Raw genomic sequence first — 12470 nt, 5'->3', positions numbered from 1 at the left:
CGCTTCGATATCACGGGTTGCTTGGCTGGATAAAGTCATGCCAGGCATACCCATCGGGTAGTTCGCGGTCCGCTGCGAACTCAAGGTGCAAGATGCGGCGATGGCGAGTCGTTCCTTTCTGGGACGATCCGCTGCTATGCGTCAGTAACGGACGCATCGCCAACACATCGCCCGGTGCCGAATGAATCGTTTCCGCCGCCTCGACACCATCGCCGTCACAGGTACTCGAGGCGTGCGAACGCGGGATCACGCGAAGCGGACCATTTTCGTCGGTGACTTCATCCAAATGAACTCGTAGCGTTAACATCCGCGTGAGCAGATTGTCGGATGCGACCACATGCGGCACGGATGCCTTTGTCGTTGGCCTGGAAAAGCTCGCTGATTCTAGCGAGTTGTCCCGTACCGCGACTGCGGTGTCCTTGTGCCAGGGCAGCGCCCACGTACGGTCGGGAGGCTTGTCGAAAAACAACACTCGCACCAAGCCAAACCGATCTCCTAGAACACGGCGCAGCGTTTCAGCCAATACTCCGCTACACCAGAAAGTTTGCACCTCGGGAACCACGTCCATCAGGTTGCGAGCGGCATAGACATGTCCGCGGCTTGAACGCGCTCGTTCAACACCTTCTTCCAACGCAAATGCCTGCTCGCACCTGGTCGTTAACCGCTGCACCATCAAACGGTCGACCGCCCGATGGATGACCGCGAATCCCTGGCTAGTGATATTGTCAACAACGTCGTCCTTTATCAATCGTGAGCTCCCCTAGTGAGCAACTGCGTGAGCATCTGCGTGAGCAACTGCGTGATTAGCAGAGGCTGGTGATGGCCACCCCACCTGCCAACGAAGTCGGCAATCTGCCCAACAATTAGGCTTGGATAAAAGTGAGCGAAAATACTAGAGGCGTATTCTAAGCCAGTAACGACATGATTGGAGTGCCAGTAGCGGTCTAGAGAGATCACTGCTGAAACAGCCAAGCCACGGCACATTCATTGCTTTTGCAAGCTGAACAACACGGCGATCTCTTTTGAGAAACATGCCACCGTTTGTTGAGATCTTGAAAAGGAAGTTTAACATGGCCGTTTTAGCTCGTCCCGTTCAGAAAACATCTCACAATCTCACGTCCTGGCTGCGGGTGCGGCGAGGATACCCTTGTGACTTGATGCTAGAGATTTCGGACTCGGAAAGTGGAACAACGGTTGATTGGTCAGGGCATTGCCCAAGGTTTCGCGTCTACAGCCAACTCGTCGACAAGCATGTTGTCGTCGAAGTCACCGACCCCGAGCGCTGCCAATTCACCGCCGATGGTCTTTGGAGACTGAAATTGACTGCCGAAGAAACCGCCGCAATGCCATGCGGGGGCATGCACTTCACGCTTGAACACGGTGACAGCTACGGCCAGTACGAACTGGGAATCCGCGGCGGTATCAGTTGCATGGACCGCGAACTGAGAGTCGACAAAGCTCATTCCGTGAGCTAGTGGAAATCCCATCGGTTAGTTGTTCATGAACCGCTCGCGGCGTACCGACCGGGCGAACTCCGCGAATGGGTTGGTAAGAATTCTTTGGACGACTGACGCCTTGGCTACGTGCCAATGATCCAATTCGTGGGGCGTCCACTCTCGCGCCACTCTCTGTCACGGCCGTAGATATATCTCGGCTCGAAAATTCTGCCTTGGCAGAGATGCTCTGTTCGATTTCAGGAACGAGCATCGTCGCGGCGGCGCATCATCGGGCTTTCGCCCCTTAGCCATCAAACGCGCCACCGATTGGAAGCTTGATCACTCGATCGGGCTCAAGGGATGTACAGAAGGCAACGGCTCATAGAGCCGACCAACGCAGTCTGGTGCAGCGGGATTTCTTGGCAAGTTTGCAAATTGGATGTCCAACCGGTGACTCTGCTTCAGTGATGGTTGTTTCTAGGCTCGCTCCTTTTCCCAACCAAAATCATTCGGTGACGCCAACATCGCCCCTCGACATGGGCTTACCATCGCGAGATGACCAGCAAACTACGACTGGGAACATGCAGCCGATCATTTCCGCCGGGCTACCAGATCGTAACCAGGACCGATCCGCTAACGACTGCCCCCAACGACTGAGCTGTTAACTCACCGTTCACTCATCCATCTACCTGACCATCGTTTGTACCTCGCATCTATCCTGGTTCGCCGCGTTCGCGCTGCTTTCCCATCGAAATGCGTGCTGCGTGATCGTTGAGTCAACTCCACTTCGTATTTGAAGGAATACCTTTGGCCACACCTCGTACTTTGCAATTCACTACCGCGATTCGAATCCGCCTGACGCATCTCAGCGGTGCTTTAATAGTAGCGGTATGGTTAGTAGCGACATTGTTAGTAGCGGAGACTCAAGCTGCTGATCCTGTTCCGGTCACTCTCGAGCCAAGTGTTCGCTCACAAGCTTGGATCTACAACGACCAGTTTTCCGACGAGTTCAATTCAGCCGAGGTTGATCTCGCTAAATGGAACATCGATTCCGCCGACTTTGGCGTGTGGAGTTGGGAGCCGGAAAACGTAAGCCAGAAAAACGGCTCAATGCATCTGACGATGGCTCAGCAAACACATCAACGTGGAAAGCAAGAATTGGCTTACACATCGGGCATGGCTCGCATGGATAAGACGATCACTTACGGATATTTCGAAGCTCGTGTCAAAGGTTGCTCGCGTTATCCCGGTGCTTCACCAGCATTTTGGCTCTACAGCATTGGCCCCAACAATCGCTACCAGGCTGCTGACGGCGAGACGGTAGCCTACTCGGAAATCGACGTGATCGAACTTCAGCAAAGCGAGTACGACTTCGAGACCAAAACACACTTCCCCGTCACTCGCATCGATTGCAATCTACACACTACCCTGCTGCGCGACGGCAAACGCGAATGGGTTCGGCCCAATAATTTTCCAGACATCTGCAAGAACCATTTCGATGCCCCGTGGGATCCTCGCGAGGACTATCACGTTTACGGTGCTGAGAACACAAAGGAATGGATCGTTTGGTACATCGATGGCAATGAGGTCGCTCGGAAACCCAATCTCTACTGGCACCTACCGATGCACGTAACGCTTTCACTCGGCCTACGTTATCCGTTTGTAAAGTATGCCGATGGGGAACGACTGCCTGTACTTGAGAAGACCACGGACGTAGGCTTCCCGACAAACATGTCCGTCGACTACGTTCGCGTTTGGCAATTGAAGGAATCAAACGTCGATCGCGAGAGTCCCAAGAAAACCGCGAGCGACTGGACCAAGGACGAGTATGTCGCGAAGGAAAAAGCGAATTGGAAAAAGAATGGTTGGAACTGGAACCAAGACAAGGTCGAAGCCAATTTCCTAGAAGTTGACGCCAACGGCGATGGCTTGGCATCAGGCAGTGAACGACAAGCTTGGTTCGCTCGAAAAATAGCAGAGAAGGATGCTCCAAAGCCCTAGCTGAACATGTTTGCCTAACTTCTTTGGTTGTGCCAACGACGTTGCTTTCTTGCGTTGCCCGAATTTCGAAGCGGAACTAAGGTCGCATCAGTGTCGTCGAAGGATCGCAATAGCTTTCCGCACGATCTCGATGCTGGTCGTCTGCGGTTAGCTACCACTGCGGTCAGCCGACTTGCTTGGACAGCGAAGGCTTTTTTGAGTTAAACTTGGACGAGAGACAATTCGTACAGGCTACGGGCATAGGCCCTGGGGAGCCAGGCAAAGGCCTTGGGGAGCTAGGTGGACGGCAAAATACAATTCGATTGTGAAGTGTGCCAGCAGCGACTTGCTGTGGGAGCAGCGTCCGCGGGCAAGCAGGTGAAGTGCCCCAAGTGCCAATCTCTATCCGTGATTCCTGCCGCCAATGCCGCCTCAGCGACAGGAAACTCAGCGACAGCACAATCGCGACCTGCGGGTCAAACATCACATGCTTCAGTAGCCACCCCGCCCGGCCCCCAACCTGCCCAACGTAAGAACGTTGCATGTGGGAATTGCGGGAGCAACATTTCAGTCAAGGTCAGCGCTCAAGGCTCGATCGCGAAATGCCCGCTCTGCAAGGCACAAATTCAAGTCCCCGCTGGAACAGCTTCAGGTGCCCCGGGCGCAGGCGGTTCCTCACCGACACGACCGCCCATGCCAGCTCAACTGTCGCCCCAACCGTCGGCTCCGACAAGCGCGCACTCTACCGCGAACCGTCACGCTACGAACCGTCGACCTCCGGCGCAACCGCCGGTTGCGATGCCGCCCGCGACACAAACGCAACTGCCCGCACATGGAACGACAAGCCCAGCGGCACGACACAACCCGCGCCCCGTCGCGTCTGATTCTCTGCGCGCAACTGCTGCCGCGACTCCCCCACTGTCTAATCCCCCACCGTCAAACCTGCCGGCGGCGAATTTTGAGTCGTCGATCTTAGACCTAGGTCAGTTGCCAACGCCGGGAAATCTTCACAGCTCTCAGCCGAGTAACGGATTCCCGTCGGCGAACGCGGGTCCCCTTGGCAATCCCTACACACCTCATCGTAAGTCAGTCAAACGGGCTGGATTCTTGGGATGGCTGAACAACCATCGCTGGGTAACGGCAATCGTGTTGCTCAACGCGTTTGCTTTGTTGGTCTGCATTATCTTTCCGCCCATGTTGGTCATCATTGCGGCGACGATGCCGGTGGGCGCCGTCATCGTCGGGCTCCTGTTTGTGCCTCGACAACACATTGTCAAACGCATCATGGATAAGGTAGGAGCCCAAGTATTGTCGATGGGATCAGGTGGTTTCGTTCTGTTGCTGATGCTAGCGGGACTACGCCTGTCTCGTGCACGATCTCGGATGCAGAACAACCCGAACTTGGATCCCGAAGTTCTGAACAACCCTTATTTGTTACTTCAGATCGGACTAAGCATCCTGACCTTCTTCGTGACGGTGGCTATTTTCATCACGCTATGGCGTTACTTTGGAATCGCTCGGGTGCTAGCGGCGAAGTATTGCTTGGGTTTGTTCGCTTTCACATTGATGATGCTGATGGGGCTTCAATCGCAAAATGCGCGAGCTCGTCGTATGGATGAGGCGGTGCTTGCTGCCGAACGGCGGGCGGCTCAATGGCACGAAGAATCTCAGCACCGAACTCCTCACCATGATCCATATCGTCCCGGCTATGTCCCACCCCAGCGTTCCCATTTCGGGCAACCCAGGACGATGGATCAACCGCATGGCGAACCATCGAACTCGTCAGCACGAAGCGACCCCTCGCGTCCAATCGCCGCTGACGCAGTGCCGGCTCCACCAAACTTAACAACGTCTACCGAGCGCGAGACCAGTGATCGGCCGCGGACGCTCAAGCGCTACCCGGTCAACTTGCCTATCCCCGAAGACGCTGAGCCGTTGACCGCCGAGATGTCCTTGAAGCCGGGAATCAAATTACAGGCTTGTTATGCAGGAAAGTGGTGCGACGTTACGATCGTTAAAGTTCACGACGACGGAGCAGTTCGCGTGAACTGGGACGACTGGAAAGCGTTCACGTACGACATGAGCCGCGATGACCTGATCATCCCCAACGATGTGCTGGCGGATCTTTAGCGATGCCCAATCATCGCGAGCTCTCATCCGGCTCGGCCTCGCCTTCGCTGATTCACTTCGTTCTGCCGCGTCTATGCTCTCTTTCGCGACCTGAGTTCTGCCGCGATCTGAGTTCTGCCGTAATCTGAGTTCTGCCGTAATCTGAGTTCTGCCGCGATCTGAGTTCTGCCGCGATCTGAGTTCTGCCGCGACTCTGCCGATCGGGTCGCCCTTGATCTGCTTGCCAATCGCCGCTGCCTCGCCGTCATACCGGCAGAAAACCGCTTTGGAATTGGCCCTGCCATCGTGACACGCGGGCCCACCTCGAGGATGCCATCAAAAAGCATAAAGCGTTCTCGGCACATGACTTACGCTGAAATAAACAGCTTCGGCACACGGGTTGCTATAAGGAGCGGGAGCTTAAGTGTGGCTGCCACCGGTGCATCCGGACCTTTTCCGATGCCCGTGAGATTGAAGTAGGGCGGCCCACGCTTGCACCCATCCAAATCACCGCTTTTTTAGCTCAACCGATCTTCTACAGGAGAATAACGTCGTGGCAAAGCAAATCGTTTTCGACGACGACGCACGCGCACCCTTGCTGGCTGGTGTCAGTAAACTCGCACGTGCCGTCCGCAGCACGCTTGGCCCCCGAGGCCGTAACGCCGTGCTCGACAAGGGCTGGGGTTCACCCAAAGTCACCAAGGACGGAGTCACCGTCGCTGAAGACATCGACCTCGACGATCCGTTCGAGAACCTCGGTGCTCAACTGGTCAAAGAAGCCGCCAGCAAGACCAACGATGTCGCTGGTGACGGAACCACGACCGCAACCGTGCTCGCCGAAGCCATTTTCCGCGAAGGCCTGAAGATGGTCGCAACCGGTGCCGACCCAATGGCGCTGACTCGTGGTATGAACAAGGCTGTTGAAGTCGCCTTGGCTCACGTTCAAAAGATCTCAACACCGATCAACGAAAAGAGCAAAAACGACATCAAGCAAGTTGCCACAATCGCTGGCAACAACGACCCGACTATCGGCGAAGTGCTAGCCGAAGCGTTCACCAAGGTTGGCAAGAACGGTGTAATCACAGTCGAAGAAGGTCGCAGCAACGAAACCTATGTGGACGTTGTTGAAGGCATGCAGTTTGATCGCGGTTTCCTTTCGCCTCACTTTGTGACCAACCAAGACGACGTGAGCGTTGAGCTTGATGATTGTCACATTCTGTTGTTCGAAGAAAAGATTTCGAACAACAAGAAAATGATTCCCTTGCTTGAAGCGATCAGCAAAGCCAAGAAGCCTTTGTTGATCATCGCCGAAGACGTCGAAGGCGAAGCATTGGCAACACTTGTCGTCAACAAGATGCGTGGCATCCTTTCGGCATGTGCCGTGAAGGCACCTGGTTACGGTGACCGACGCAAGGCGATCTTGGGTGACATCGCTGTCCTGACCGGCGGCAAGGCAATCTTCAAGGACCTCGGTATTGACCTGGAAAGCGTCAAGATGAGCGACCTTGGTCGTGCGAAGAAAGTTCGCATCACCAGCGAAGGTACCACCATCGTTAGCGGTGCTGGCAAGAAGGAAGACATCGAAGGCCGTGTTGCTCAGATTCGTCGCGAAATTGAAAACACGGACAGCGATTACGACAAAGAAAAGCTGCAAGAGCGTTTGGCGAAGCTCGCCGGCGGTGTGGCTCAAATCAACGTCGGTGCTGCAACCGAAACTGAAATGAAGGAGCGTAAGGCTCTGATCGACGATGCTCGTGCAGCCACTCAAGCGGCTCTTGAAGAAGGCATTGTTCCCGGTGGTGGAACCGCACTGCTTCGCTGCAAGCCTGCGATTATCAAGCTGGAAAAAGAAACCGAGGGCGATCAAAAGCTTGGTGTTCGCATCATTCTTAACTGCCTTGACCAACCGCTTCGCGCTATCGCCAACAACGCTGGCCTTGACGGTGCAGTTGTCGTCAACCGCGTCTTGCAAATGAAGGGCAAGACCGATGGCTACGACGCGAACGCTGAAAAGTACTGCGACTTGGTCGCGGCCGGCATCGTTGACCCCGCCAAGGTGGTCCGCACCTCGCTGACCAACGCGGCTTCAGTTGCGTCATTGCTACTGACTACCGAATCGCTCGTTTGCGAAATCCCTGTCGAAGAAGAGCCAGGCGGTGATCATCACCACGACCATGGCGGCGGCGGCATGGGAGGAATGGGCGGCATGGACATGGGTGGCATGGGCGGAATGGGCGGCATGGGCGGCATGATGTAGAAGAACAAGCGTCAGCGAACCGGCTTGAGACAATGACAAGTCGGTTCGCCTGACTTCTTCTATGTTTACAACTTTTACACCTACACAATTTTCTAGATACGGAACTAAACCAATGGCAAAAATCAACTTGCGTCCCCTCGATGATCGCGTTGTCGTTCAACCTGAAAGCGCTGAAGCAACCACCGCTGGCGGCATCGTGCTCCCTGACTCGGCTCAGGAAAAGCCACAGCGTGGCAAGGTTGTCGCAGTGGGCCCAGGAAAGCTGCTCGATAGCGGCAACCGAGGCGAACTGAGCGTCTCAGTGGGCGACACGGTTATCTATGGCAAGTACGGCGGAAGCGACATCGAAGTCAACGGCCAAGAAGTCAAGATCCTCCGCGAGTCGGACATCCTGGCAAAGGTCCTCTAGGACCGATCAACGTGACCCTCCCGCGTATCGCGGGAGGGTGACTTCAGGACCCCAGATTCAATCATCCAACCAAAACAATCCACTCAAGGACATTCCCGTGGCAAAGCAACTCCTTTTTGACGATCACGCACGTGCTCGCATGTTGGCGGGCGTTGAAAAACTCGCCAATGCTGTCGCCGTCACGATGGGCCCCACCGGCCGCAACGTGATCATCGACAAATCGTTCGGTGGCCCAACCGTCACCAAAGACGGTGTGACCGTCGCGAAAGAAATTGAACTCGAAGACCGTTTCGAAAACATGGGCGCCAAGCTCGTGATCGAAGTGGCGCAAAAGACAAGCGATCTTGCCGGTGACGGAACCACAACCGCAACCGTCCTCGCCCGAGCGATCTTCAAAGAAGGTCTTCGCAACATCGTCGCTGGTTCGAACCCGGCTGCGATTCGTCGCGGAATCGAAAAAGCAGTCGAAGCTGCAACGGCGAAGTTGGTCGAAATGGGCAAGCCTGTCAAAGGCGAAGAAGAAGTCGCTGCCGTGGGTGCGATCTCGGCTAACAACGATCAAAAGATCGGCAAGTTGCTCGCTGAAGCTCTCTTCAAAGTCGGCCGCGATGGCGTGACGACCGTCGAAGAAGGCAAGGGTCGCGAAACCGAGGTCAGCTACGTTGACGGCATGCAGTTTGACAAGGGTTACATCTCGCCCTATTTCATCACTGATGCTGGCACGATGGAAGCGAATCTCGAAAACGCTTTGGTCCTGCTTTACGACAGCAAGGTCAGCAACATTCGCGACTTGGTTCCGTTGCTCGAGAAGACTGCTCAAACCAGCCAACCTTTGTTGATCATCGCCGAAGACGTCGACGCGGAAGCATTGACACTTTTGGTAGTCAACAAGCTTCGCGGCACGCTTAACGTCTGTGCTGTGAAGGCTCCTGGTTTCGGCGACCGCCGCAAGGCCATGATGGGTGACATCGCAACTCTCACCGGTGGAACGCTGATCAGCCAAGACTTGGGTATCCAACTTGAAAACGTGACGCTTGAGCAACTTGGCCGCGCCAAGAAGGTCACTGTCGATAAGGGCAGCACTACAATCGTCGAAGGCGGTGGCAAGCGTGCCGACGTCGATAAGCGAGTCGCTCAAATTCGTTCGCAAATTGAGCAATCCGACAGCGAGTACGACAAAGAGAAGTTCCAAGAACGCTTGGCTAAACTTGCCGGTGGTGTTGCCGTGATCAGCGTCGGTGCCGAAACCGAAGCCGAGATGAAGCAAACCAAGGCTCGCATCGAAGACGCTCTGCATGCGACGCGTGCTGCACTCGAAGAAGGCATCCTGCCCGGTGGCGGTGTGGCTTTGGTTCGTTGCCGCGAAGCTCTTGAAGACGCGATGAAGAAAGCCAAGGGCGACGAAAAGATCGGCGTTAGCATTGTGCTTAGTGCTCTGGATGCTCCGATGCGTCAGATCGCTGACAATGGTGGCATCGACGGTAGCGTCGTGGTCGACGAAGTGTCGCAAAAGGCCGACAACATCGGCTACAACGCACACACCGGCGAATACACCGACATGATGAAGGCAGGCGTGATTGACCCGGTTAAGGTTGTTCGCACCGCGCTTGCAAACGCAGCGTCGATTGCTGGACTTCTGTTGACGACCGAAGCTCTTGTCACCAACTTCGAGCAGGCAGATAAGGATGGTCGCCGTGCTGAAGGAGTGGTGAATTAGGAGCAGAGAGAACAGGCGGCGGGTTTCAGGTCACAGGCGAAATGCCGATGGGAAGGAACCCTGCAACTTGTTCGCTGTAACCTGGTGCCTATTTCATGGCTGAGAAGACTTGTTATTACGAAGTGCTTAGAGTCGAACGATCGGCGGGCAAGACCGAGATCGATCGTGCGTATCGAAAGCTGGCAATCAAATATCATCCCGACCAAAATCGGGATGATGAGTCAGCGGTCGAGCGGTTCAAAGAAGCGACCGAAGCCTACGAAGTCCTCAGCGATGCCGAAAAACGAGCCCGCTATGATCAACATGGTCATGCGGGTGTCGACGGCGTTCACCAGTACAACGACGTCGAGGACATCTTCGAAGCTTTCGGAGATCTCTTTGGCGGTGGAATGTTTGGCGACCTCTTTGGCGGTGGCGGCCGAGGACGCGGCGGAAAACGCCGTGCTCGACGCGGTGCCGACATTCGATGCAACCTCACCCTGACTCTCGAAGAGGCGGCTCGCGGTGTCGAGAAAGACATCGCCTTTCGCCGCCGCGTGAAATGTGAAAAGTGTGCTGGCAGTGGCGCCGAGCCTGGTTCCAAACCAGTCACGTGCAACACTTGTGGTGGCCATGGACAAGTCATCCAGTCCGCCGGAATCCTGCGAGTACAAACGGCATGTCCGGATTGCCGTGGAGCCGGACAAACGATCGGAAATCCGTGCGGCGATTGTCGCGGCACAGGACTCGAAAACAAGAAAGCAGAACTGACCGTCACGATTCCCGCTGGTGTCGACGACGGAATGCGAGTTCGGGTCCAGGGCGAAGGCGAAGCGAGCCCCGACGGTGGACCCGTCGGCGATTGTTACGTATTCATCACGGTCCGCGAACACGAGCTGTTCAAACGTGATGGCAGCCACCTGATTCTGCAACTGCCGATCTCGTACACCCAAGCGGCGTTGGGTGCAGCCATCGAAGTCCCAACGCTCAACGGCCCTGAAACCCTAACGATCAATCCCGGCACCCAAAACAACGAGGTATTCACGCTGAAGGGGCAAGGCGTGGTCGATCCGCGTGGCGGACGGTCCGGTGACCTGCTTGTTCAAGTGTTTATTGAAGTTCCTAAGAAACTTAACAGCGAACAGGAACGGATATTGCGAGAACTCGCTGAACTAGATCACGAATCGGTCTTGCCTCATCGCAAATCGTTCATGGATCGCCTGAAAACCTTTTTCGATTCGGAAGCAAAGTAACCATTATGTCTGAACCCAAAGAAACCGAAGACTCACGCGACTTCGACCAAAACGAAGCTGAAGACTTTGCAGCGCAATTCGATGAAGCCATCAATGATGATGATCTTCACGTCAAAGCCAGCGTTGGCGAAACTCGTGACGAAGAAATGGAGCGTTTGCGTCAATCAGCCGACTCGGCGGACAAGCGGGTCCTTCAAGCGCAAGCCGAAGCTGAAAATTTCCGGAAACGGATGCGACGCGACATGGAGGATCAGCTCAAGTACGCAGCAGTTCCTATGGTGACTGACATATTGCAGGTTCGCGACAACCTAAACCGTGCGATCGAAGCGGCCGGCGATAGCGATGCCATCGCTGGACTTCGTGATGGTGTGGCCATGGTCGCCAAGCAACTTGACGACGCTCTGGCCAAGCACGGCGTGCGAGAGATTCCCGCAGCAGGCGAATTGTTCGATCCGAACTTCCACGAAGCGATCCAGCAGATGCCGTCCGATGCACCCGAGGGCACAGTTGCTCATGTTGCGGCGACTGGCTTCCAGATGCACGAACGAGTGATCCGGCCCGCCCAAGTGATTGTTAGCACCGGCCCTGCTTCGTAAACGCTTGCGTCCGCAGGATATCGCGGGATGCGATTAAGGCGACCTTAGTTTCGCCCGAAGCGCCGATCGCTTTCGTTTGTAGTTGCGATGTGCGATTTGATACTCACTGGCTCGGTTGTGCGAATAGATCGCCGAGCCAATGCCAACCAATGTGAAAACGATTCCCAGGAGTGGGAACAACGTCTCGATACCGCTGGTTCGACCCACCTCGTCCACTGCCCCCACCCCGCCCAGGCCACCGGGACCCCCTAGGCCACCGGGACCGCGTGCTAACATCTGAAAGGCAGCAACGGTCCAGAACACTCCAAACAGGCTGATCATGACTCCGCTAATGATCGACGATCCCTGAGTCGGAAGCCGCGAGTGTCCGTCCTTGTCGATGATCTTATAGCTCTCTTCTTGTTGATCCCATTCCCGATCGAGCGCTGCAATCTCTTGATGCACGGATATTGAAGAGACTTGCTTCGCCAATGTTTGGGTGGCCTGATTGAGTTTCTCAACGGCTTCGGTAAACGTCACATTAGCATCGCGGTGAACGGCAAGCTGCGCGCCGCAGTGGTTGCACTTCACGAAGTTCGCCGTCGATGGCACGTCCAGCGGAGCTCCACACGAATTACAAAGCAATGATTCAATCGTAGTCATCTCGTTCATCCTCGCCACCGCGTGAATGGCTCGCGACGTTGTCCCCGCTTTGTCCATTCAACCTAGAACGGTTTGCCTCCTCGGCCGATCAA

General features: G+C 55.4%; 10 protein-coding genes. 8 read left to right on the top strand and 2 right to left on the bottom strand.

All coding sequences use genetic code 11. The annotated features are described in order from the left end of the window. Positions 1-10 precede the first annotated feature (10 nt). Positions 11-748 (bottom strand): phytanoyl-CoA dioxygenase family protein, encoded by a 738-nt coding sequence (locus Pla22_RS12760; RefSeq protein ID WP_242631976.1) that lies wholly within the window; start codon positions 746-748, stop codon positions 11-13. A gap of 322 nt (positions 749-1070) precedes the next feature. Here Pla22_RS12760 and Pla22_RS12755 point away from each other — a divergent pair, with 322 nt between their 5' ends. The 8 genes from Pla22_RS12755 (at position 1071) to grpE (ending at position 11736) form a co-directional block, all read left to right on the top strand. Next, positions 1071-1475 carry a hypothetical protein gene (locus Pla22_RS12755; RefSeq protein WP_146514953.1) on the top strand — a complete coding sequence of 135 codons (405 nt, stop codon included), beginning with the start codon at positions 1071-1073 and terminating at the stop codon, positions 1473-1475. A gap of 768 nt (positions 1476-2243) precedes the next feature. Then, the gene (locus Pla22_RS12750) at positions 2244-3437 is read left to right on the top strand and encodes a kappa-carrageenase (RefSeq protein ID WP_242631975.1); all 1194 of its coding nucleotides are present in this window, start codon (positions 2244-2246) and stop codon (positions 3435-3437) included. A gap of 672 nt (positions 3438-4109) precedes the next feature. After that, on the top strand, positions 4110-5546 hold the full coding sequence (locus Pla22_RS12745; protein ID WP_146514952.1) for a hypothetical protein: 1437 nt from the start codon (positions 4110-4112) through the stop codon (positions 5544-5546). A gap of 532 nt (positions 5547-6078) precedes the next feature. Continuing rightward, complete coding sequence (gene groL / locus Pla22_RS12740) at positions 6079-7782, top strand: chaperonin GroEL (protein ID WP_146514951.1); 1704 nt, start codon at positions 6079-6081, stop codon at positions 7780-7782. A gap of 112 nt (positions 7783-7894) precedes the next feature. Then, positions 7895-8191, top strand: coding sequence for a co-chaperone GroES (locus Pla22_RS12735; protein ID WP_146514950.1), 297 nt, complete (start codon positions 7895-7897; stop codon positions 8189-8191). Between the two features lie 97 nt (positions 8192-8288). Next, positions 8289-9908, top strand: a complete 1620-nt coding sequence (gene groL / locus Pla22_RS12730; RefSeq protein ID WP_146514949.1) for a chaperonin GroEL — start codon at positions 8289-8291, stop codon at positions 9906-9908. 95 nt (positions 9909-10003) lie between these two features. Continuing rightward, complete coding sequence (dnaJ, locus tag Pla22_RS12725) at positions 10004-11140, top strand: molecular chaperone DnaJ (RefSeq protein WP_146514948.1); 1137 nt, start codon at positions 10004-10006, stop codon at positions 11138-11140. Positions 11141-11145: 5 nt separating this feature from the next. Further along, a complete protein-coding gene (gene grpE / locus Pla22_RS12720) occupies positions 11146-11736 on the top strand; it encodes a nucleotide exchange factor GrpE (RefSeq protein WP_146514947.1) in 591 nt (196 codons plus the stop codon). Between the two features lie 33 nt (positions 11737-11769). Here grpE and Pla22_RS12715 read toward each other — a convergent pair whose 3' ends face one another. Beyond that, positions 11770-12378, bottom strand: a complete 609-nt coding sequence (locus Pla22_RS12715; protein ID WP_146514946.1) for a zinc ribbon domain-containing protein — start codon at positions 12376-12378, stop codon at positions 11770-11772. Positions 12379-12470: the final 92 nt, after the last annotated feature.

This window comes from Rubripirellula amarantea (assembly GCF_007859865.1).
Taxonomy (GTDB): Bacteria; Planctomycetota; Planctomycetia; order Pirellulales; family Pirellulaceae; genus Rubripirellula; species Rubripirellula amarantea.
This window is presented reverse-complemented; position numbering and strand designations above follow the sequence as displayed.